Raw genomic sequence first — 21,481 nt, 5'->3', positions numbered from 1 at the left:
CATCGTCATTCCTCCTGCTATCTTTTTCTATTATTCTACCTTATTTGATAGTAGATTTAAAACTTTGCAACAGAACCAATTTACGCATAATCAAGGTCCGACTAGCCCAAGGACAAGCCAGAGAAATATAGAGGTGGTAGCGACCAGACTCAGCCTTGAAACCAGCTTTTCCTGTCGGACCAGCCTGACCATCAGGTGTAATCCAGTTGCGAAATTGTGTGACTGTACGAACAAACTTGCCACCTGTAGACTTGGTATCATACCACTGATCTACCCATTTGCCATCTTGTAAAAGTCCCATGAATTTTCTCCCTTACTGAAAAAATGGGAAATCCAATAGGATGATTGGATTCCCTTTGTAAAAAAATATATCACTAACTAGTATTATAAACCTTTTTCAAAAAGAGTCAAGCTATATGATTTGTGATACAATAGTCCCATGAGATTAGACAAATGTATGGAGGCGGCTCAGATTGGCTCCCGCAAGCAGGTAAAAAAACTTTTCAAAGCCCAGCGGATTTGCATTGACGGACAGGTCGCAACCAGCCTAAGCCAAATTGTGGACCCAGGTCTACAGAACATTGAAGTTGTAGGCCAGAGGGTTGAACTGGAAGGCAGTCGTTATTATCTGCTTCATAAGCCTGCGGGTGTGGTTTCTGCCGTGTCCGACAAGGAGCACCAGACCGTTATTGACCTGTTTGAGCCTGAGGATCGGGCGACTGGGCTATATCCAGTGGGGCGTTTGGATAGGGACACGGAAGGCCTGGTCCTCATCACCAACAATGGACCTCTAGGCTTTCGGATGCTCCATCCCAAGCACCATGTGGACAAGACCTATTATGTAGAGGTCAATGGCCCGCTTAGCCAGGATGCGCCCACTTTCTTTGCCTCAGGCGTAACCTTTTTGGACGGCACACGCTGCCAGCCCTGTCAGCTGACGGTTGATTTTTCTTCTTTGGAACATAGCAGAGCGACCATCCAGCTGTCCGAAGGCAAGTTTCATCAGGTCAAGAAAATGTTTTTAGCCTATGGAGTCAAGGTGACTTATCTGCGACGGATCAGTTTTGGCGGCTTCGCTTTAGGAGATTTACCTCTGGGTCAATACAGAACCTTAACCCAAACAGAAATCCAACATTTACTGACCTATTTTGATTGAGGAGAAAAGTATGAATCTATACGATTTTTCAGTGAAGAAAATGGACGGCAGCCAGCAAGACCTGTCTGATTTTGCTGGTCAAGTCTTGCTGGTAGTCAATACGGCACCGGGATGTGGTCTGGCACCCCAGTATAAGGAATTGCAGGAATTGTACGAAAGCTACCAAGATGAAGGATTTGTGGTTCTAGATTTTCCCTGCAATCAGTTTGCTAATCAAGCTAGTGGAACGGACCGAGAAATTCACCAAGCTTGTAGTCTAAATTTTGGTACGACCTTCCCTCGTTTCGCAAAAATCAAGGTTAATGGTCCCGAGGCGGATCCGCTCTATCAATGGCTGAAAAAAGAAAAATCCAGCCTTTTGGGCAGGAGCATTGAATGGAATTTTACCAAATTTTTGATTGACAGACAGGGGCGGGTTGTTAAGCGCTATCTGCCGACAACTCCACCTAGCAAGTTGAAAAAGGACATCGAAAAATTGCTGAAAATAAGAGCCTAGGTCTTTCCCGGGCTCTTATTATTTATAGATATTTCCGTGCAACTTCCAAGTCGCCGTCGTAAGGAGCATGCTCTCCATTGACAATCTGGTAGGCATCGGCTCCTTTGCCTGCGATGATAACAGCATCTTTCGGGGAGCTTGTTTGACTCATGGCTGTGCGAATGGCTTCTTCCCGATTTAAGATAAAGTTGCTTGGACGGGTCATGTGGGCACGGATTTGTTCAGCAATAGCAGCTGGGTCTTCACGGTTGGGGTCATCGGCTGTCAGAATGACCTGAATCTGCGGATAGTCATTGAGCAGCAGACCGAAGTCCTTGCGGCGACTTTCTCCCTTGTTACCAGGAGCCCCAAGGATTAGGATAACTTTGCCTGTCTGGTGTTCCAAGACGACATCGATTAATTTTTTCACACTGTCGCCATTGTGGGCGTAATCTACAAAGACCTTGGCACCATTTTGCTGGGTCAGGACTTCCATACGTCCAGGGACATTGGTTTGGGCAATTCCTGTGTGAATATCCTCCAGGCTCACACCCAAACGGAGACAGGCCAGTCCTGCTGCGATGGCATTTTCTTGGTTGAAACCACCGATCAGCTGGATGTCGTAATGGCCAGCTAATTTGCCGGTCACTGTGAAGTCAAAACCTGCTGACTGGCTAATTTGGTTTTCAGAAGTTGGTCCATAAAAGTCATGATCTTTGGAGCTGACTTGCTCTTTCACGACTTCAAAATGGTCCATTCCAGCATTGACAATGACTGCTCTGCTATTGTCCATCAAAAGACGCTTGTGATAGAAATAGTCCTCAAAAGTCGGATGTTCAATGGGGCCGATGTGGTCGGGGCTGATGTTGAGAAAAACGCCGACATCAAAGGTCAGCCCGTAAACCCGCTTGACCAGATAGGCCTGGCTGGACACCTCCATAATCAAGTGGCTCATGCCGTTCTTGACCGCCTCCGCCATCATGGCAAAGAGGTCCAGGCTTTCAGGCGTGGTCAGGGTGGACTTGAAGAAGGTTTTTCCGTCCAGCGTGGTGTTCATGGTCGAAAGCATGGCAGGCTTGTGGTTGATTTTAAGAATGTTAAAAGCAAAATAAGCCGCCGTTGTCTTGCCCTTGGTGCCGGTGAAGGCCAGGAGTTTGAGATTTTTCTGGGGATGACCATGAAATTCCATAGCAATCAGGCTCATGGCCTGCTTGATGTCATGGACGATGATGGCAGGAATGCTGACTTCGTAGTCGATTTCAGACACGTAAAAAGCCAGCCCAGCCTCGATAGCCTTTTCCAGAAATTCCTTCTTAAAGGCCAAACCCTTGGCAAAAAAGAGGGTCGTTGGGCTAACAGTGCGGCTGTCATAGCTGAGAGCGTCAAACTGGACATCCGTCCAAGTGCTATCAATCTGATTATTTTGTTTGATCTGGCGGAAGTTGTTATCCGCTTTTAAGATGTCTACTACACGTTCAATTTTTATCATGTTTCTATTGTAAACCTATCGAGGATATTTGACAAGTCAGGACAAGAAAACCCTCTCGGAAATGCACGAGAGGGCAAGTAACTAGGCAATGAATTCTAACCAGAATCCCAAGAAGACGATTCCGACACAAAGATAAATCAACCAATCCTTTTTCAGATTGCCCTTCTTGGAAAAGAAGGATTGGTAGAGAGTGAAAGGAATCAAAATCGGTTGTAAGTATATCCACCAGTTATATTCATTGTCCAAAATAGCTCCCAAACTATATAGTATCAAGCAAATGGCCATGTAAAAATCCAGGCTGCGGTAAAACTGTTTGTTAAACTGTTTGAACATCCTAGTAGCCCCTATATATCACGATAGCACCAAGCCACAGAAGTAGCAAGGCAATGACAAGCCAAATGGTTCTGGTTTTCGAAAAGCGATGCTTGGGCTTGAAAAAGGCCCGATAAGCATGAATGAGCAGAGTCAGAGATAAAAACAGATTTAAAGGCAGGTACTGACTTTCCGGGTAACTAAGCCAGATATGTCCAATCTGAATCATCCAGAAAATCAACCAATAAAACTCCGAATAGCGATAAAAATCTTTTTGGAATGTCATAGGAACCTCCTTTGAAAGCTCTTTCACAAGTATAGTATATCAATTCTTAAGGATGTTGTCTAGGATTTTTATGTAAATGTTCACAGGGTGTTATAGCTAAAAACTATAAGAAAGCTCTAGTTTTTCCTATAGGAAATCTTCGGTTTCTTTCTCAAAAATAAGCCAATTTCTGCTAGACTAGTAGATATAGAAACGAGGTAGAGAAGATGACAGAATTAAAAATAGATACGATTTTGGTCCGGACGGGCATAAATAGTGACGAGAAGTCGGGAGCACTCATATCGCCTATCCACCTTTCGACTACCTACCAGCATCCGGAGTTCGGCCAGTCCACAGGTTTTGATTATACCCGCACCAAAAATCCGACCCGTGCTAGTTTGGAAAAAACTCTGGCAGCGATAGAGAAGGCGGACTATGCCCTGGTGACCAGCTCAGGAATGGCGGCTCTGGTCTTGCTTTTCAACGGCTTTCCAGTCGGCAGTAGAATTGTGGCAGCGCGTGATCTCTACGGCGGTTCTTTCCGCTGGTTTAACGAGCAGGAGAGCCTGGGGCGTTTCAGCTTTACCTATGCCAATAGCGAAGAGGATCTACTAGCGGCCATTGGCGACCAGACCGACTACGTTTTCCTTGAGACACCGACCAACCCGCTCATGGTGGAGTTTGACATTGCTAAGGTTTCGGCTGTCGCCCATGCCAAAGGTGCCAAGGTCATTGTCGATAATACCTTTTACAGTCCGATTTATCAAAATCCTCTGACGCTGGGTGCTGACGTGGTCCTGCATTCTGCGACCAAGTATCTGTCTGGTCACAATGATGTCTTGGCTGGAGTTCTCATGACCAATGACCAGGCTATTTACGACAAGCTCTTCTATGACCAAAATACGACTGGTCCAACCCTGTCGCCGCTGGATGCCTACCTGCTCATGCGTGGTCTCAAAACCCTGTCGATCCGCATGGAACGTGCGACTCAGAATGCTCAGAAGATTGTGGCTTATTTGGAGAATAGCCCAGCAGTTACGCAGGTTTACTATACCGGCAAGGGTGGCATGATTTCTGTTAAGGTTGCAGATGAGGCGACAATTTCCCACATTCTCAACAGCCTTGAGATTTTTACCTTTGCGGAAAGTTTGGGTGGGGTGGAAAGTTTGATTACCTATCCAGCGACCCAGACCCATGCTGATATTCCAGCAGAAACCCGTCATTCCTATGGTCTGACAGACGATTTACTCCGTCTATCTATTGGAATTGAGGATGCGGATGATTTGATTGCTGATTTGAAACAAGCCTTGGAGGGATCAGATGACTAGCTATGATTTTACCAGCCGGCCCAACCGATTGGGCCAACATGCAGAAAAATGGCGTAAGGTGGAAGAGGATGCAGACCTCTTGCCACTGTGGATTGCGGACATGGATTTTGAGCCTTTACCAGAAATCCGCCAAGCCATCCGTGACTATGCTGACCAGCACATTTTTGGCTATCCCTATGCCAGCGAGGGGCTTTATCAGTCCATTATTGATTGGGAAAGAAACCAGCATGGCTACGAGATTGAGCGCGATAGCATTCTCTTGGTCGAAGGAGTTGTACCAGCTTTGACTATTGCCATTCAGGCCTTTACCAAGGAAGGTGATGCAGTCCTCATCAACACCCCTGTCTATCCTCCCTTTGCGCGGTCTATCAAGCTCAACAACCGTCACTTGGTGACTAATTCTCTTGTCAAGTCAGACGGAATTTTTACCATCGATTTGGAAAAATTAGAAAAAGACATCCTCGAAAATGAGGTCAAGATTTATATTTTTTGTAATCCACACAACCCCGGTGGCCGTGTGTGGACCAAGGAAGAAGTGGCTGCTGTTGGCCAGCTATGCCAGAAACATGGCGTCCTTCTGGTTTCAGATGAAATCCACCAGGATTTAGCTCTCTTTGGCAATCAGCACCAGTCCTTCAATACAGTTGATGACCGATTCAAGGAATTTTCGATTGTTCTATCGTCTGCGACTAAGACTTTCAATATTGCAGGCACCAAAAATAGCTTTGCCATTATTGAAAATCCAGACCTGCGGAAGATTTTTGCCAAACGTCAATTGGCCAATAACCAGCATGAAATTCCTGCTATCGGCTTGATTACCACCGAAACAGCCTTCCGTTACGGTGCCGATTGGTTGGCAGAATTGAAAAAAGTCATCGAAACAAATGTTGATTTTACAGTGGATTATCTGGAAACCCATACCAGGATTCAGGTCATGAAACCACAGGGGACTTATTTAATTTGGCTAGATTTTTCAGCTTACGGCCTGAGTCAGGCTGACCTTATGGAAAAATTAGAAAAAGAGGCTAAAGTCCTCCTCAATAATGGTCTGGTCTTCGGCAGCGACGGTAAGCAGCATGCACGATTAAATGTCGCAGCACCTTTTGATACTATCAAAGAAGCCAGTGAGCGGATTGCAAGGGTTTTTGGGAAGTGAGGCTAGTTTAGCTTGAACGATAAAAGAGAAGAAAAAACAGAAAAAGAAAAGATGCTGGCGGGGCAGATGTACAATGCAGCAGATAGTGAATTGGTAGCCTTGCGGCAGCAGGCCAGAGTTTACCGCCAGGCCTTTAATGCTGCAGAGTTGGACAGCTCCAAACGAACAGAAATTGCCAAGCAATGGCTGGGAACAACGGGAGAGCGGATTTACATCGAAGCACCCCTGACCTTGGACTATGGTTGCAATATCCACGTCGGAGAAGATTTTTATGCTAATTTCAACTGGACTGTTTTGGATACTTGCCCTGTGACCATCGGAAATAATGCTATGTTGGGACCAAATGTTCAGTTTTACACAGCCCTTCATCCGCTCAAGGCAGAGGAACGCATTGCTGGACCTGAATATGGAGCGCCGATTGAGATTGGTGATAATGTCTGGATTGGTGGGGGTGCTATTATCTTGGCTGGCGTGACCTTGGGTGACAACGTCGTGGTCGGAGCGGGTTCTGTCGTGACCAAATCTTTCGGAGACAATGTTGTACTGGCTGGCAATCCGGCCCGTGTTATTAAGACCATTGACTAGATAAAAAGTATTCTCAACTACAGTGATGACCTTCTTCTAAAATGAAAAAATGATTTCTATCTGGTTTTGGCAAGCCCTTGTTTTGGTAGAAGGTGTAGTTCCGGCTCTATCCATCGCAGTTCAAGCTTTTACAGCTGAGGGGGATGCAATTATGATCAATACTCCAGTATATCCCCCTTTTGCCCGTACCGTTCGACTCAATCATCGACGGTTGATTAGTCAGCCTCTTTGTGTAGAAAATGACCAATTTACTCTTGATTTTCAGGCTTTGGAGCAAAAGATTGTTGAAGAGGGTGTCAAACTCTATATCTTTTGCAATCCCCACAATCCAGGTGGCAGAGTTTGGAGTCATCAGGAACTACAAGAGCTCGGTGCTATCTGTCAGAAGCATGGAGTCATATTAGTCTCTGATGAAATCCATCAGGACCTAACCCTTTTTGGACATGAGCACCATTCCTTCAATACGGTTTCCCCTAACCATAAGGAATTTTCGGTCATTTTGTCTTCTGCAACCAAGACTTTTAATATAGCGGGAACAAAGAACAGCTCTGCCATTATTGAAAATCCTCAGTTGCGTAAAGCTTTTACCAAGAGACAATTGGCCAATAACCAACATGAAATCCCTAGCCTAGGCTTGATTACCACGGAAGTTGCCTACCGACACGGAAAACCTTGGTTGGCCGCCTTAAAACCAGTTTTGGAAGAAAATATCTTGTTGGTCCTAGAAGAATTGAGTAAAAATACACTCATAAAGGTCCTTAAGCCACAAGGAACCTACCTGATTTGGCTGGATTTTTCAGCCTATGGATTCAGCCACCACGAGCTAGCAGAGAAATTGTTGGAAGAAGCACAACTGCATTTGAATGATGGATTGACCTTTGGAAAAGAAGGGGAAAAGCATTTCCGATTGAACGCAGCAACACCACCATTTGTCATCAAGGAAGCTTGCCGGAGACTGGTGGACGTGTTTGGGTAACTAAGAAATATTGAAAAATTCAATGTAGACCAAGCATTTTCTGGCCAAACAAATAATAACAGAAATATTTTTGGTGTGAATGTTAGTCTAGTCCATGAATGAAAATTTGTTTTTCAATTTTCCAGATTGCAATAAAAATAGAAAAAGGAAGAGCTAGGCTATTCCTTTTTTTGTTGTTTTCGATAGTCAGTAGGACTCATATGAAAGTAATTCTTAAAGGCTGTGCTGAAAGTCAGGGGGTCATAGTAGCCGACAGAATTAGCAATCTCCGTAATGGTTCGTTCGGGATCTTCTAAGAGTTGGCAGCTTCGATTCATTTTTACCTGAAGAATGTAGTCTTTGATGGCGTAGCCAGTTTCCTGTTTGAAAATTTTATAGAGATAACTTCGACTTAGAGCGAGCTGATCTGCAATTTCTGTCACCTTAATCGGTAGAGCGTAGTGACTGTGAATCAGCTTAATAGCATGGTGAACATAGCTTTTGGCAAGAGTACCGGCCTCTTTCAGTTGTTGATTGGGAAATTCTGCAACAAGGTAGGCAAGTAATTGATGAAGATGGCCGACCAGGATGTGCTCTGCCACCATTGGTAAGGGGTGTTTGTCTGTTTTGGTAATGTCTATCATTTTTTGTAAAATGGGGGACTGGAGGCTGGAATGCAGATAAAATTTTTCCAATAAGCGACTATGTTCAAGAATTGACTCAGCTTTTGACCCGCTAAAACCAACCCAAATATAAGTCCAAGGGTCTTGTCCATCTGCTTGGTAGAAGATGGCCTTGTTTTTAGGGAGGATAAACAAGTCGCCCGCAGCCAATTCAGTCGTTTCTCCGAGAATGCTAATTTTCCCCTTGCCCTCAGTGATAAAATGGAGGACATAATTATCTCGAATGGTTGGGCCAAAAGAATAGTTTTTATCACATTGTTCCGCACCGTAATGGTCGATATTTAGGTCAAAGTTATGGCTGTCTAGTTCATTGTAGCTATTTAGAATGTTCATAAGCTCTTCTCCTTAGGAAACATTATACCATATTCTAACAACAAAACCCTATTTTGTAAAACGCTTACATTTGTTAGAATAATTCATGTAATACAGATAGGAGCTGACAGTATGATTCAATACATAGAAGAACATGGCCTATTTCACATGAAAACAAGAGAATTTTCCTACGTGATAGAGGTGCTAGAAACAGGCGATCTAGTTCATCGTTATTTTGGGAAAAAAATCGAAAAATTTAGCGATGGAAACAAAATAACATATTTGGACCGAGCCTTCTCGCCTAGTCCAATTACTGGAAATCGGACCTACTCACTGGACACCTTGTCCTTGGAATATTCCAGCAATGGGCTAGGAGACTTTCGGACAGCCTCTATTGATGTGCGAAATGAAATCGGCATTGCCTTGGATTTGAAGTACAAGCAACACCGGATTTATCAAGGCAAGCCCTTGCTAGATGGTTTACCAGCTAGCTTTGCTTCTGAAGAGGAAGTGGAGAGTTTAGAAATTGACCTCTATGATTCTCTAGCAGATGTGACAGTGACCTTGCAGTATGCGGTTTTCGAAGAAAGTAACTATCTTGCACGCTCGGCTCGTATCCAAGCAGGTCGCTATCCCTCTAAGTTGGAAAAAGCCTTGTCCTTCACCTTGGATATGCCCCATAAGGACTTTGTCATCCATAGTTTGACAGGTCGCTATGCTTATGAAAAAGAGTGGACGAAAACGCCGATTACGAGTGGTACCTACTCTATTGGAAGCATTCGAGGGGCTTCAAGTCACTCGCGGACTCCATTCTTAGCCTTGGCGGCTCCAACTGCTACAGAAGATAATGGCGAAGTTTATACCGCCCAACTAGTCTATAGTGGAAACTTCACTGGTTTTGTGGAGACAACTGCTTTGGAAACAGTCCGTTGGGGCATGGGAATCAATGATACTAGCTTCAGCTGGAATTTGGCTTCCGGAGAAAGTTTTCAGACACCTGAGGTCCTCCTGTCCTTTACGGATAAAGGTTTTACAGGTATGACTCAGGATAGTCATGACTTCATCAAAAAACACTTGATTCGTTCTCAATTTGTCAATCAAGAACGACCGATTCTCATCAATAACTGGGAAGGAACCTACTTTGATTTTACAGAAGAGAAGATTCTTTCCATGGCCAGATTGGCCAGTCAGGCAGGCATTGAGTTATTTGTGCTTGATGATGGCTGGTTTGGAAAACGGAACAATGACGAGTCTTCCTTGGGAGATTGGATTGTCAACACAGACAAACTTCCGAATGGTTTAGCAGGTCTAGCAGATTCGATTCGGGCCTTAGGGATGAAATTTGGTCTTTGGTTTGAGCCAGAGATGATTTCCATAGATAGTGACCTCTATAGGCAACATCCAGATTGGGCTATTCATATTGATGGACGCGCACCAATTTACAGTCGAGAGCAGTTGGTACTGGATTTGTCCAAACCAGAAGTTTGTGACTACATTATCCAAGCTGTATCCGATGTACTGAAATCTGCCAAAATCGATTATGTCAAGTGGGATATGAACCGCAATATCACCAGTATGTCTCAAGAATTTGCCAATGCTGTTTCTTACGAATTCCATCATCGCTATATGTTGGGGCTGTACCGAGTATTAGAAACTCTGACCAGTCGCTTCCCAGATATTCTCTTTGAATCCTGTTCAGGAGGTGGCGGTCGAAATGACTTGGGGCTGCTTTACTATATGCCACAGGCTTGGGCTAGTGACAATACAGACGCGATTGGACGCCTCTCAATTCAGGAAGGTACGGCCTTGCTCTACCCAACCTCTTCAATGGGTGCCCATGTATCAGCAGTTCCTAACCATCAAGTCGGTCGAATTACATCCTTGAAAACCCGAGGAAATGTGGCTATGATGGGCGGAGCCTTTGGTTACGAGTTAGATGTTACCCAACTGTCACCGGAAGAATTAGCAACTCTTACTGAACAGGTTGAAACCTTTAAGCAGATTCGCTCAACAGTCCAGTTTGGTGACCTCTATCGTTTGAAAAAAACGGCAAATACCTGGGCAGCCAACTATGTTGATGCAGATAAGAGTCAGGCTGTTTTGACTTTCGTAAAAATACTAGCTCAACCAGAAGCTCCTCTGTGGCAGGTGAGATTGAAGGGGCTGGACCCAGAAGCCTGCTATCACTGTCCACAGTTGGAAACGAGTTTCTATGGAGATGAGCTCATGAACATCGGCTTAACCATGCCCCATGTTCAAGAAGATTATTTTAGTATACAATATATTTTTAACAAAATCTAGGAGGATTTTATTATGAAAATGAGAAGATTTCTCAAATGTGCGTCGGTTTGTGCTTTTGCAAGCTTCCTTGTAGCCTGCGGAAATTCTAGCAGCAGCGACAAGGTAGAAATTGAATTTTTCTCGCAAAAGCCTGAAATGCAAGCAACCTTGCAGGAAATTATTGATGACTTTGAGAAAGAGAATCCAGATATTGAAGTTAAGTTTTCAAATGTGCCAGACGCAGGAACTGTTTTGAAAACACGGATGGCCAATGATGAAGCACCAGATGTTATCAATATCTACCCTCAAAATGCAGATTTCAAAGAGTATGCAGCAGATGGCCGTTTCCTTGAAATTGGTGATGATGCAGGTCTTAGTCATTTGAAAGATGGGGCAGTAACACCTTATCTTGTAAATGATACAAACTACACTCTTCCATTGACTGCCAATGCCTATGGTATCTACTACAACAAAGATAAATTTGAAGAACTTGGTTTGGAAGTACCAACTACCTATGCAGAATTTGTTGCTTTGGTAGACAAAGTTAAGGCTGATGGCAGTGTGGCACCATTTGCCCTTTCTCTAAATGATGCCTGGTCGCTCAATGGTTACCACCAATTAGCTTGGGTAACAGTTGCAGGTGGATTTGATGGCGCAGAAGATATTCTAATCCGTAGTGCCAAAGGCGCAATTCAAGATGATGCGACTACAAAAGCAGTTCTAGAACGCTTGCAACTGTTGACAGATAATGGACAAAAAGGGGCAACAGGAGCCCTCTATGCAGACGCAGTCGCAAGCTTTGCAGCGGGTGATGCACTCATGCTTCCACAAGGTACATGGGCAGCTACAGCTGTAAACCAACAAGAACCAGAATTTGAATACGGTATGTTTACATTCCCTGGTGATAAAGAAGGTGGCGACTATACCATCGGTGCAGCTGACCTTGCTCTATCAATTTCAGCAGATACAGAGCACCCAGAAGAGTCTAAAAAATTCCTAGAATACCTCTCTCGTCCAGAAGTTATCCAGAAATACTATGATGTAGATGGCTCACCAACTTCTGTAGAAGGCGTTGAAACAGAAGGCAAGTTTGAAGAAACTGCTGGAGTGACACAATATGCCTTCACTGATAAACACGTAGTTTGGTTGCAATCTGAATGGGAATCAGAGGAAGAATTCTGGAATATTACAGTAGAAGCAGTGAAAAATCCAAATTCAGGCGAACTTGTGAAGAAACTAAATGCATTCTTTGATCCGATGAAAAAATAATTCAAGAAAACTATAAGGAGGGCTAGAACAGCCTAGCTCTTCATTATAGTTGCTTAGGGTCAGTTTGAATACCCCCTAACCACTCCATTCAAACTGTCCCTAAGCAACTATACATTATAGAAAAAAGGAGTATCATGATGAATCAAAAAGGTTTTATTGCCAAATATTGGCCCTATCTATTTGTTGCCATACCAATTGGTCTACAGTTAATCTTTTTCTTCTATCCCTTATTAACGGGAATCTATTATAGTCTGACGGATTGGAATGGATTGACATCAGATTTCAGCTTGATTGGTATTCAAAACTATCTAGATATCTTGAAGAATCCTGATTTTTATACGTCTATGACTTTTACCATTATCTTCACCATTGGTTTGGTCGTCGGAGAAATTGTTATAGGGATTTGGTTGGCTAGTCTCCTTAATCGTAAGATCAAAGCTGTTGGATTCTTTAGAACCTGGTATTTCTTCCCAGCAGTTCTTTCAACCGTTACTTTAGGATTGATTTTTGTCCAATTGTTCAACTATGGTTTCACACAAATTGGAGAAATCCTACATATTGATTGGTTGATGGAAAACTTGTTGGTACAGGAGAATACTGTTATTCCAGCAGTGATTTTTGTGGCTCTCTGGCAAGGGCTGGCGATGCCAGTCATTATCTTCTTGTCTGGTTTACAAAGTATTCCAGAAGATGTGAAAGAAGCAGCTGCAATTGATGGTGCAACACGCTCTCAACAATTCTTCAATATTGAACTTCCATTCTTATTACCATCTATCAGTATGGTTTTCATCTTGGCAATGAAGTCAGGTTTGACAGCATTTGACCTTATCTTTGCACTGACAAGTGGTGGCCCAGACGGCAAAACAGAATCCTTGGGTTTACTCGTTTACAACTATGCCTTTGTAGATAATAAATTCTCTTATGCCAATGCTTTGGCTGTAGTACTCTTCATCTTCATTATTGTCATCTCATTAATTCAGATGAGAATTTCGAAGAAATTTGAAATTTAGGAGGACAGACATGAATACTCAAAAACAGAAAAATTGGTGGGTCTATCTCGTGCTCTTCAGCGGTATTCTCTTTATGTTTATTCCGCTACTTGTAACGATTATTAGCTCATTCAAACCAACCAAGGAAATCACGAGCAACTTCTTTGGTCTTCCTGAAAATTTCACCTTAAATAACTACGAACGCTTGTTTAATGATGGGATTGTACAATATTTTGGCAATTCTGCTTTGATTACGATTGTAGCTGTTGGCTTGATTCTACTTGTTATTCCAATGGCAGCTTTCGCCGTAGCCCGTCAAATGAAACGCCAGACAGTGTTTAACTTTATCTACTTTTTCTTGATTATTGGGATTTTTGTACCTTTCCAAGTGATTATGCTCCCAATGACCAAATTAATGTCAAGCCTTGGTTTGAACAATATTGTCGGTTTGATTATTCTATATTTGACCTATGCAGTTCCTCAGGCCCTCTTCCTCTATGTCGGCTATATTAAGACCATTGTTCCTGAAGAAATGGATGAGGCGGCAGCTATTGATGGCTGTGATAAATTTACTATGTATTGGAAAATTATTTTCCCTCTCATGAAACCTATGCATGCAACCGTTTTGATTATCAATGCCCTCTGGGTCTGGAACGATTTCCTCTTACCTTTACTAGTATTGAACCGTGATCAAAGCATGTGGACTTTACCTCTTTTCCAATACAATTACCAAGGTATGTATTTTAGTGACTATGGTCCATCATTTGCATCCTATGTGGTGGGGATTATCCCAATCTTATTGGTATACCTTGTCTTCCAGAAACATATCATTTCAGGTATGACAAGTGGTTCTGTCAAATAATTACAAAGGTTGGCTTGTTCAACCTTTTCTAAAAAATAAAAAAGAAAAGGCTTACAAAGGAGAATATCGATGAAAATTAAAAACCAAGCTATGTTGATTACCTATTCTGATAGTTTAGGCAAGAATCTCAAGGATTTGAAAAAAGTTCTTGAGGGACCATTAAAGGATGTTGTGGGAGGTATCCATATTCTGCCGTTCTTCCCATCATCAGGTGACCGTGGGTTTGCGCCAATGGATTATACAAAGGTAGACCCTGCATTTGGAGACTGGTCAGATATTGAAGCATTGAGTAAGGACTACTATCTGATGTTCGATTTTATGATTAATCATATCTCGGCAAAATCTCCATATTTCCTTGATTTTCTTGAAAAGAAAGATGAATCAGCTTATGCGGATTTGTTCATTCGCTATAAAAACTTTTGGCCAAATGGTGAGCCAACGCAAGAAGATGTTGATTTGATCTATAAGCGTAAACCTCGTGCTCCATATCGTATTGCAACATTTGCTGATGGTAGCGAGGAGAAGGTTTGGTGTACATTTGATGAGCAACAGATTGACTTGGATGTGACTACAGAGACAACACGCCGTTTCATCCAAGAAAATTTGGAACAGTTGGCAGAACATGGTGCTTCGATCATTCGTTTGGACGCCTTTGCTTATGCCAATAAAAAAATAGGAACCAACTGTTTCTTTGTGGAGCCTGATATTTGGGAAATGCTCCATTTTCCACGTCAGTTATTAGCACCAAAAGATGTAGAAATCTTACCAGAAATTCATGAGCACTACACCATTCAGCAAAAGATTGCGGAACAGGATTATTATGTTTATGACTTTGCCTTGCCAATGTTGGTTCTCCACGCTTTGTATTCTGGTCATGTCAATCGTCTGGTACACTGGATGGAGATTTGCCCTCGCAAGCAATTTACAACCCTTGATACACATGATGGAATCGGTGTTGTGGACGTTAAGGATTTGCTGACGGATGAGGAGACAGAGGAAACGCGTGAAGCCTTGTATGCACAAGGTGCAAATGTCAAGAAAATTTATAGCACTGAAGCTTACAATAATTTGGATATTTATCAGATTAACTGTACTTATTATTCTGCCCTTGGCAATAACGATCAAGCTTACCTATTAGCGCGTGTTCTTCAATGTTTTGCACCAGGTATTCCACAGATTTACTATGTTGGTTTACTTGCAGGTGAGAATGATATTGAACTTTTAGAATCAACTAAGGAAGGCCGCAATATCAATCGCCATTACTATGATTTGGAAGAAATTGAGCAGGAAGTACAACGGCCAGTTGTACAATCCTTGTTCAAACTCCTTAAATTCCGCAATACAAGTCCAGCTTTCGACGGAGAGTTCTCTGTTAAGATGGTAAATGAAAATACTTTAGAAATTTTCTGGGATAATAAAGATGCTGGCGTATCAGCGCGTTTAACTACTAATCTGAAAGAAAAAACCTTTGAAATTGTTGAAATAGAAGAGGGCAAAATTACCACAATTGAGTTATAATATGATTATATAGAAAGAGGGAGTTCCCCTTTTTCTTGCGTAAATAAGATTGTACAGAAAGGATCAATCAAATGCCAGAAATACAAAAGACAGATTGGTGGAAGAAGTCCGTCATTTACCAAATTTACCCTCGTAGTTTTCAAGATTCAAATGGAGATGGAGTAGGGGATATTCGAGGGATTATCAGCCGACTAGATTATCTTCACGAGCTTGGAATTGATGCTATTTGGCTTAGTCCTGTTTATCAGTCCCCCATGGATGACAATGGATACGACATCAGCGACTACCAAGGAATTGCTCCAGAATTTGGGACCATGGAAGATATGGAAGAGCTGATTGCAGAAGGCCATAAGCGCAATATCAAAATAATCATGGATTTGGTGCTCAACCATACCTCGGATGAACATTTCTGGTTTCAAGAAGCCCTCAAAGGACCAGATAATCCCTATTATGACTATTATGTTTGGGCTGATGAACCGAATGAATTACGCTCGACCTTCTCAGGCTCTGCTTGGGAATACGTTCCACATCTGAACAAATATTATCTCCACCAATTCTCTGTTAAGCAACCGGATTTGAACTGGAAAAATCCTGCTCTGAAACAAGAAATCTGGGATATGATCAATTTTTGGATTGAAAAAGGTGTCGGCGGTTTCAGGTTAGATGTGATTGATTTGATTGGAAAAGAACCGGAAAAATTAATTACAGCCGATGGACCGACTCTCCATCCTCTTATTCAGGAATTAAATGAGAAAACCTTTGGTGCTTACGACTTAGTGACTGTTGGGGAAACCTGGAGTGCCAATCCAGAAAATGCTCAGTTATATTCGCATCCTGACAGAAAAGAATTTTCGATGATTTTTCAATTTGAACATGTCGGACTTGATCAGCAGGAAGGGAAAGAAAAGTGGGATTTGGCACCGCTAGATCCAGCACGTTTGCATAGGGTTCTATCCAAATGGCAGACTGAACTGGTTGGTAAAGGCTGGAACTCGCTTTTCTGGAATAACCACGATTTACCTCGTGCCATTTCTCGCTTCGGTGATGATCGACCTGCATTTCGTGAACTAAGTGGTAAAATGTTGGCTATTTATCTTCATTTTATGTCAGGGACACCTTATATCTACCAAGGTGAGGAAATTGGTATGATTAATACGCCAATTACAGATATTAGCCAAGCGGATGATATCGAAACACGTCGCATGTATGCGGAACGGATTGAAAATGGCTTCACCAAGGAGGAATTGATCACTTCTATAAATGCCAAAGGTCGAGATAATGCTCGCCGTCCAATGCAATGGACAGGAGCAGAAGGAGCGGGCTTCAGTACAGGTCAATCCTGGCTGGCTTTGGGAGATACTGTCAAAGACATCAACGTTGAAAAAGCACTTGCAGACAAACAATCGCTTTTCTATACCTATCAAAAATTGATCGCTCTTCGGAAAGAGTATCCTTGTATGTCTGAAGGAAAATATGAAGTGATGGAGACTGGAAATAGCTTGGTAATGGCCTACCGTAAATATGATGATCAGGATGATTTCATCATTCTGGTAAATTTCACCAGTGATGAGCAAGCCTTCGAAGTATCGAGCGTGGGATATTCCTTGTTTATGCATAACTACGATGAAGCAGCATTTTTGGATAGACAAATATTAAGACCATATGAGGCAATCGTTCTCAAAAAATAAATTCCTTTTCTTTTCCCATGCTTTTTTCATGATTTTTTGGTAAAATGGAAAAAACAAAAAAGAGAGGTTTTATCATCATGGGTAAATTCCAAGTCATTTCACACCCACTCATTCAGCATAAGTTGTCAATCCTTCGTCGGACATCGACTTCTACTAAGGATTTTCGTGAGTTGGTAAATGAAATCGCAATGCTAATGGGTTACGAAGTTTTGCGTGACTTGCCACTGGAAGATGTGGAGATTGAAACGCCAATCACTAAAACAGTTCAGAAACAAATTGCAGGTAAAAAATTAGCTATCGTACCAATTCTTCGTGCAGGAGTAGGTATGGTTGACGGTTTGCTTAGCCTTGTGCCGGCTGCAAAGGTTGGTCATATTGGTATGTACCGTGATGAAGAGACACTTCAACCAGTCGAGTACCTCGTAAAATTACCTGAAGACATTGACCAACGCCATATTTTGGTAGTTGATCCAATGTTGGCGACAGGTGGTTCAGCTATCCTTGCAGTGGATTCGTTGAAAAAACGTGGCGCTTCAAATATCAAATTTGTTGCCCTTGTTTCAGCTCCAGAAGGTGTCAAAGCTCTTCAAGAAGCACATCCAGATATTGATATCTACACAGCAGCCTTGGATGAAAAACTCAATGAAAAAGGCTACATTGTTCCAGGTCTTGGTGATGCTGGGGACCGTTTGTTCGGTACAAAATAATGTCTTTGAGAAATCAGCTTTGCTGGTTTCTTTTTTTCAAATGTGAAAATCGTGTTTTTTATTTGACCAATTTTGACTAATTCTATATAATGGGTTCATACTTGTTATTGAAATGAAGGAGGATTCGTATGATTCCAGTAGTTATTGAACAAACTAGTCGTGGTGAACGTTCTTATGATATTTACTCACGCCTGTTGAAAGACCGTATTATCATGTTGACAGGACCAGTTGAGGATAACATGGCAAACTCAATCATTGCCCAATTGCTTTTCCTTGATGCCCAAGATCCGACTAAGGATATTTATCTTTATGTCAATACGCCAGGAGGTTCTGTGTCAGCAGGTCTTGCCATTGTAGATACGATGAATTTCATTAAAGCTGATGTGCAAACCATTGTTATGGGAACAGCGGCCAGCATGGGTACAATTATCGCTTCAAGCGGTGCCAAGGGCAAACGTTTCATGTTGCCAAATGCGGAATACATGATTCACCAACCAATGGGTGGAACTGGTGGCGGTACACAGCAAACGGATATGGCCATTGCAGCGGAACACTTGCTTAAAACCCGTAACAAATTAGAAAAAATCTTGGCTGATAATTCAGGAAAAACAGTGAAGCAAATCCACAAGGATGCAGAACGCGATTACTGGATGACAGCAGAAGAAACGCTAGCTTACGGATTTATTGACCAAATTATGGACAATACGAAAGCAAAATAACTGTATAATTTGAAAGAGGTGATTGATTCATCTCTTTTTTATTTGAACATACTCTAGCTTTTCATTTTTATATTAAAATTGTATAATAAACAGAGAGCTATTTAAGAGGAGAAATCATGTTTGAGAAACAGTTACGGACAAGTTTAACGATTTATTTACACTACAATCGAGATGCACGGAAACTCAGTCATTATGGTGATATGATTTACCATTCTAAACGGTTACGCTATGTCTCTATATACATCAATCAAGACCAACAGGAAGAAATTATCTCTAAACTAAAGAAGGAAAAGTTTGTCAAAAAAGTAGTTCCTTCTTACATAAAAGAAATTGACCAAAATTTTGTAGGTAATTTGTGGCGAGAAGAAGAGACAACACTGTAAAGATTTGAACAGGCTAACAGGCCTGTTTTTACTTTTTTAAAAATTTTTTCTTTTTTTGTTGACAATTTTCTGATAATTCAGTATATTAGATACATCGCAAAATTTAAGAAAGATTTAAGGAGTTTTCATGAAAACAAGAAAATTTGCAGTAGCTCTTGCTACATTTGCATCTGCAGCATTACTTGCAGCATGTGGTACTGTTTCAACAACTAATTCTGCAGCAACTGGTTCAAGTGTTGGTGATACATTTAAAATTGGTTACAACTTAGAGTTGTCAGGTGCTGTATCTTCATACGGACAAACTGAAGAAAAAGGTGCTAACTTGGCTGTGAAAGAAATCAATGCAGCAGGTGGTATTGATGGGAAGCAAATTGAAGTTGTTACAAAAGACAACAAGTCTGAAACAGCAGAAGCAGCTTCTGTTGCTACTAGCTTGGCAAGTGAAGGTGTAAACCTTGTCATTGGACCTGCAACATCTGGTGCTTCAGCAGCATCTATCCCTGCATTAACTTCAGCTGGTATTCCAATGATCTCACCTTCAGGTACGCAAACAAACCTTGTAGTAAATGACAAAGGTGAAGTTCAAGATTATTTCTTCCGTGCAACATTTACTGATGGATACCAAGGTCAAATTATGGCTAAGTATGCGACAGAAAACATGTCAGCTAAGAAAGTTGTTCTTTACTATGACAACTCTTCTGACTATGGTAAGGGTGTAGCAGAAGCTTTCAAGAAAGCTTACACTGGTGAGATTGTTTCTGAAATCACATTTGCTTCAGGAGATAAAGACTTCCAAGCAGCTTTGACTAAATTGAAAGATGCTGAGTTTGATGCCATCATCATGCCTGGTTACTACAACGAAACAGGTACAATTGTGAAACAAGCTCGTGGACTTGGCTTGAATCAACCAATTCTTGGTTCTGACGGTTTCGATTCACCACAATTCACTGAATTGGCAACAGCTTCAGCAGCTTCAAACGTTTACTACCTTTCAGCTTTCGTAACTTCAGCAAGCGATAAAGCTAAAGCATTCTACGATGCATATAAGAAAGAATACAATGAAGAGCCTTCAATGTTCTCAGCATTGGCGTATGACTCAGTTTACATGACAGCTAAAGCAGCAGAAGGTGCAGCAGATTCAAAAACAATTAAAGACAACCTTGCAGCTTTGAAAGATTTCGAAGGTGTAACTGGTACAATGTCTATTGATAAAGAGCACAACGTTGTGAAATCAGTATATGTAGTTGGTTTGACAAACGGTGAGCAATCATCTGTTGATACTGTTTCTATTTCAGAATAATCGAGTGGGCTGGTTTTTCCAGCCTTCTCTGCTTTTTCAGGATAGAAAACGTTTAAGGATTATTAAAAAATATCAAGTAACTTGCTTATTTTCAGAAAATTTTGTATAATGTAACAATGCTTATTGAGCTTGAAAATATTTAGAAAGATTGGTGAACCTAATGCTTCAACAACTTGTCAATGGTTTGATTTTAGGTTCTGTATACGCCCTCTTGGCCCTTGGTTATACCATGGTATACGGAATTATCAAACTCATTAACTTTGCCCACGGTGACCTCTATATGATGGGGGCTTTTATGGGGTATTTCTTATTAAATAACCTGACTTTCATTGCCGACGGTGGCACACGATTCTTTGTTGCCCTCATCTTGTCAATGGTTGGAACTGCCCTTCTTGGTGTCGTCATTGAATTTTTGGCTTATCGTCCCTTGCGTCATTCAACGCGTATTGCTGCTTTGATTACGGCTATTGGTGTGTCCTTCTTCCTTGAATATTCAATGGTAAAATTATTTACTGCGGATGTTAAGGCATTCCCTCAAGCAATTGAATCTGTTACTTTCAACCTTGGTCCAGTTTCCGTGACCAACATCCAGTTAATTATCTTGGGTGTCTCACTTGCCTTGATGGTTGCTTTGCAATTGATCGTTAAACGGACAAAAATGGGTAAAGCCATGCGTGCGGTTTCTGTCGACAGTGATGCAGCTCAGTTAATGGGGATCAATGTAAACCGTACCATCAGCTTTACATTTGCACTTGGCTCAGCTCTTGCGGGTGCAGCGGGTGTCCTTCTTGGTTTGTATTATAACCAAATCGAACCATTCATGGGGATGACCCCAGGTTTGAAAGCCTTCGTAGCAGCTGTATTGGGTGGTATCGGAATTATCCCTGGTGCCGCACTTGGTGGATTCGTTATCGGTATTATTGAAACATTTACTTATGTAATTGGTTTGGATACCTTCCGTGATGCAATTGTATATGCTGTACTGATTGTTATCCTCCTTGTACGTCCAAGTGGTATTCTTGGTAAGAATGTGAAAGAGAAGGTGTAACC

General features: G+C 42.0%; 21 protein-coding genes and 1 pseudogene. 17 read left to right on the top strand and 5 right to left on the bottom strand.

The genetic code is table 11. The features are described 5' to 3' along the window. Positions 1-61 precede the first annotated feature (61 nt). Positions 62-301 (bottom strand): annotated as a pseudogene (locus ACHBID_RS09640) (glutathione S-transferase family protein); the annotation flags it as partial. Positions 302-439: 138 nt separating this feature from the next. Here ACHBID_RS09640 and ACHBID_RS09635 point away from each other — a divergent pair. Further along, positions 440-1,156: a pseudouridine synthase gene (locus ACHBID_RS09635; protein ID WP_105110541.1), complete on the top strand. Its 717-nt coding sequence runs from the start codon at positions 440-442 to the stop codon at positions 1,154-1,156. 10 nt (positions 1,157-1,166) lie between these two features. Next, positions 1,167-1,652 carry a glutathione peroxidase gene (locus tag ACHBID_RS09630; RefSeq protein ID WP_105110540.1) on the top strand — a complete coding sequence of 162 codons (486 nt, stop codon included), beginning with the start codon at positions 1,167-1,169 and terminating at the stop codon, positions 1,650-1,652. Between the two features lie 22 nt (positions 1,653-1,674). Here ACHBID_RS09630 and ACHBID_RS09625 read toward each other — a convergent pair whose 3' ends face one another. The 3 genes from ACHBID_RS09625 to ACHBID_RS09615 all read right to left on the bottom strand — a co-directional run bounded on the left by ACHBID_RS09625 (position 1,675) and on the right by ACHBID_RS09615 (position 3,718). Beyond that, entirely contained in the window at positions 1,675-3,120 is a 1,446-nt protein-coding gene (locus ACHBID_RS09625; RefSeq protein WP_394732209.1) for a UDP-N-acetylmuramoyl-L-alanyl-D-glutamate--L-lysine ligase, read from the bottom strand. An 81-nt stretch (positions 3,121-3,201) separates the two neighbouring features. Beyond that, entirely contained in the window at positions 3,202-3,453 is a 252-nt protein-coding gene (locus ACHBID_RS09620) for a hypothetical protein (protein WP_105122820.1), read from the bottom strand. A 1-nt stretch (position 3,454) separates the two neighbouring features. Further along, a complete protein-coding gene (locus tag ACHBID_RS09615; protein ID WP_105122821.1) occupies positions 3,455-3,718 on the bottom strand; it encodes a hypothetical protein in 264 nt (87 codons plus the stop codon). Between the two features lie 206 nt (positions 3,719-3,924). On the opposite strand from ACHBID_RS09615, the gene ACHBID_RS09610 reads away from it, so the two are divergent. Genes ACHBID_RS09610 through ACHBID_RS09595 form a run of 4 tightly spaced genes read left to right on the top strand, consistent with a single transcriptional unit; the run spans position 3,925 to position 7,742 of the window. Then, positions 3,925-5,025 (top strand): cystathionine gamma-synthase, encoded by a 1,101-nt coding sequence (locus tag ACHBID_RS09610; protein WP_394732208.1) that lies wholly within the window; start codon positions 3,925-3,927, stop codon positions 5,023-5,025. Further along, on the top strand, positions 5,018-6,181 hold the full coding sequence (locus ACHBID_RS09605; protein ID WP_105160457.1) for a MalY/PatB family protein: 1,164 nt from the start codon (positions 5,018-5,020) through the stop codon (positions 6,179-6,181). The genes ACHBID_RS09610 and ACHBID_RS09605 overlap by 8 nt, the downstream gene beginning before the upstream one ends. A gap of 51 nt (positions 6,182-6,232) precedes the next feature. Then, positions 6,233-6,766: a sugar O-acetyltransferase gene (locus ACHBID_RS09600; protein WP_105160458.1), complete on the top strand. Its 534-nt coding sequence runs from the start codon at positions 6,233-6,235 to the stop codon at positions 6,764-6,766. Positions 6,767-6,815: 49 nt separating this feature from the next. Next, positions 6,816-7,742 carry an aminotransferase class I/II-fold pyridoxal phosphate-dependent enzyme gene (locus tag ACHBID_RS09595; RefSeq protein ID WP_105160459.1) on the top strand — a complete coding sequence of 309 codons (927 nt, stop codon included), beginning with the start codon at positions 6,816-6,818 and terminating at the stop codon, positions 7,740-7,742. Positions 7,743-7,900: 158 nt separating this feature from the next. On the opposite strand, the gene ACHBID_RS09590 is transcribed toward ACHBID_RS09595, so the two are convergent. Beyond that, the gene (locus ACHBID_RS09590) at positions 7,901-8,737 is read right to left on the bottom strand and encodes an AraC family transcriptional regulator (protein ID WP_105110532.1); all 837 of its coding nucleotides are present in this window, start codon (positions 8,735-8,737) and stop codon (positions 7,901-7,903) included. A 111-nt stretch (positions 8,738-8,848) separates the two neighbouring features. Here ACHBID_RS09590 and ACHBID_RS09585 point away from each other — a divergent pair, with 111 nt between their 5' ends. The 11 genes from ACHBID_RS09585 to ACHBID_RS09535 all read left to right on the top strand — a co-directional run bounded on the left by ACHBID_RS09585 (position 8,849) and on the right by ACHBID_RS09535 (position 21,479). After that, entirely contained in the window at positions 8,849-11,017 is a 2,169-nt protein-coding gene (locus ACHBID_RS09585) for an alpha-galactosidase (protein WP_394732207.1), read from the top strand. A 12-nt stretch (positions 11,018-11,029) separates the two neighbouring features. Continuing rightward, positions 11,030-12,265, top strand: coding sequence for an extracellular solute-binding protein (locus ACHBID_RS09580; protein ID WP_394732206.1), 1,236 nt, complete (start codon positions 11,030-11,032; stop codon positions 12,263-12,265). A 137-nt stretch (positions 12,266-12,402) separates the two neighbouring features. Further along, positions 12,403-13,275, top strand: a complete 873-nt coding sequence (locus ACHBID_RS09575; RefSeq protein WP_161948227.1) for a carbohydrate ABC transporter permease — start codon at positions 12,403-12,405, stop codon at positions 13,273-13,275. A 10-nt stretch (positions 13,276-13,285) separates the two neighbouring features. Then, positions 13,286-14,116 (top strand): carbohydrate ABC transporter permease, encoded by an 831-nt coding sequence (locus ACHBID_RS09570; protein ID WP_009910491.1) that lies wholly within the window; start codon positions 13,286-13,288, stop codon positions 14,114-14,116. Between the two features lie 69 nt (positions 14,117-14,185). Further along, entirely contained in the window at positions 14,186-15,634 is a 1,449-nt protein-coding gene (gene gtfA, locus ACHBID_RS09565; protein ID WP_105160231.1) for a sucrose phosphorylase, read from the top strand. 71 nt (positions 15,635-15,705) lie between these two features. After that, positions 15,706-17,322, top strand: coding sequence for an alpha-glucosidase (locus ACHBID_RS09560; protein WP_394732205.1), 1,617 nt, complete (start codon positions 15,706-15,708; stop codon positions 17,320-17,322). Positions 17,323-17,399: 77 nt separating this feature from the next. Continuing rightward, complete coding sequence (gene upp / locus ACHBID_RS09555) at positions 17,400-18,029, top strand: uracil phosphoribosyltransferase (protein WP_105107882.1); 630 nt, start codon at positions 17,400-17,402, stop codon at positions 18,027-18,029. A 128-nt stretch (positions 18,030-18,157) separates the two neighbouring features. Beyond that, positions 18,158-18,748 carry an ATP-dependent Clp protease proteolytic subunit gene (locus ACHBID_RS09550; protein WP_074389118.1) on the top strand — a complete coding sequence of 197 codons (591 nt, stop codon included), beginning with the start codon at positions 18,158-18,160 and terminating at the stop codon, positions 18,746-18,748. A 116-nt stretch (positions 18,749-18,864) separates the two neighbouring features. Next, positions 18,865-19,131 carry a DUF2129 domain-containing protein gene (locus ACHBID_RS09545; protein WP_394732204.1) on the top strand — a complete coding sequence of 89 codons (267 nt, stop codon included), beginning with the start codon at positions 18,865-18,867 and terminating at the stop codon, positions 19,129-19,131. 127 nt (positions 19,132-19,258) lie between these two features. Further along, complete coding sequence (locus tag ACHBID_RS09540; protein ID WP_105160234.1) at positions 19,259-20,431, top strand: ABC transporter substrate-binding protein; 1,173 nt, start codon at positions 19,259-19,261, stop codon at positions 20,429-20,431. Between the two features lie 160 nt (positions 20,432-20,591). Next, positions 20,592-21,479, top strand: a complete 888-nt coding sequence (locus tag ACHBID_RS09535; RefSeq protein ID WP_105160235.1) for a branched-chain amino acid ABC transporter permease — start codon at positions 20,592-20,594, stop codon at positions 21,477-21,479. The last annotated feature ends 2 nt before the right edge of the window (positions 21,480-21,481 follow it).

The organism is Streptococcus sp. A25 (genome assembly GCF_043674095.1).
Lineage (GTDB): Bacteria > Bacillota > Bacilli > Lactobacillales > Streptococcaceae > Streptococcus > Streptococcus suis_V.
This window is presented reverse-complemented; position numbering and strand designations above follow the sequence as displayed.

Coding starts and splice junctions, on each gene's coding strand:
- ACHBID_RS09590 (WP_105110532.1), bottom strand. CDS start 8,737: ATGAACATTCTAAATAGCTACAATGAACTAGACAGCCATAACTTTGAC.
- ACHBID_RS09625 (WP_394732209.1), bottom strand. CDS start 3,120: ATGATAAAAATTGAACGTGTAGTAGACATCTTAAAAGCGGATAACAAC.
- ACHBID_RS09630 (WP_105110540.1), top strand. CDS start 1,167: ATGAATCTATACGATTTTTCAGTGAAGAAAATGGACGGCAGCCAGCAA.
- upp (WP_105107882.1), top strand. CDS start 17,400: ATGGGTAAATTCCAAGTCATTTCACACCCACTCATTCAGCATAAGTTG.
- ACHBID_RS09540 (WP_105160234.1), top strand. CDS start 19,259: ATGAAAACAAGAAAATTTGCAGTAGCTCTTGCTACATTTGCATCTGCA.
- ACHBID_RS09620 (WP_105122820.1), bottom strand. CDS start 3,453: ATGTTCAAACAGTTTAACAAACAGTTTTACCGCAGCCTGGATTTTTAC.
- ACHBID_RS09610 (WP_394732208.1), top strand. CDS start 3,925: ATGACAGAATTAAAAATAGATACGATTTTGGTCCGGACGGGCATAAAT.
- ACHBID_RS09570 (WP_009910491.1), top strand. CDS start 13,286: ATGAATACTCAAAAACAGAAAAATTGGTGGGTCTATCTCGTGCTCTTC.
- ACHBID_RS09595 (WP_105160459.1), top strand. CDS start 6,816: ATGATTTCTATCTGGTTTTGGCAAGCCCTTGTTTTGGTAGAAGGTGTA.
- ACHBID_RS09580 (WP_394732206.1), top strand. CDS start 11,030: ATGAAAATGAGAAGATTTCTCAAATGTGCGTCGGTTTGTGCTTTTGCA.
- ACHBID_RS09585 (WP_394732207.1), top strand. CDS start 8,849: ATGATTCAATACATAGAAGAACATGGCCTATTTCACATGAAAACAAGA.
- ACHBID_RS09615 (WP_105122821.1), bottom strand. CDS start 3,718: ATGACATTCCAAAAAGATTTTTATCGCTATTCGGAGTTTTATTGGTTG.
- ACHBID_RS09535 (WP_105160235.1), top strand. CDS start 20,592: ATGCTTCAACAACTTGTCAATGGTTTGATTTTAGGTTCTGTATACGCC.
- ACHBID_RS09605 (WP_105160457.1), top strand. CDS start 5,018: ATGACTAGCTATGATTTTACCAGCCGGCCCAACCGATTGGGCCAACAT.
- ACHBID_RS09600 (WP_105160458.1), top strand. CDS start 6,233: ATGCTGGCGGGGCAGATGTACAATGCAGCAGATAGTGAATTGGTAGCC.
- ACHBID_RS09575 (WP_161948227.1), top strand. CDS start 12,403: ATGAATCAAAAAGGTTTTATTGCCAAATATTGGCCCTATCTATTTGTT.
- ACHBID_RS09550 (WP_074389118.1), top strand. CDS start 18,158: ATGATTCCAGTAGTTATTGAACAAACTAGTCGTGGTGAACGTTCTTAT.
- ACHBID_RS09560 (WP_394732205.1), top strand. CDS start 15,706: ATGCCAGAAATACAAAAGACAGATTGGTGGAAGAAGTCCGTCATTTAC.
- gtfA (WP_105160231.1), top strand. CDS start 14,186: ATGAAAATTAAAAACCAAGCTATGTTGATTACCTATTCTGATAGTTTA.
- ACHBID_RS09635 (WP_105110541.1), top strand. CDS start 440: ATGAGATTAGACAAATGTATGGAGGCGGCTCAGATTGGCTCCCGCAAG.
- ACHBID_RS09545 (WP_394732204.1), top strand. CDS start 18,865: ATGTTTGAGAAACAGTTACGGACAAGTTTAACGATTTATTTACACTAC.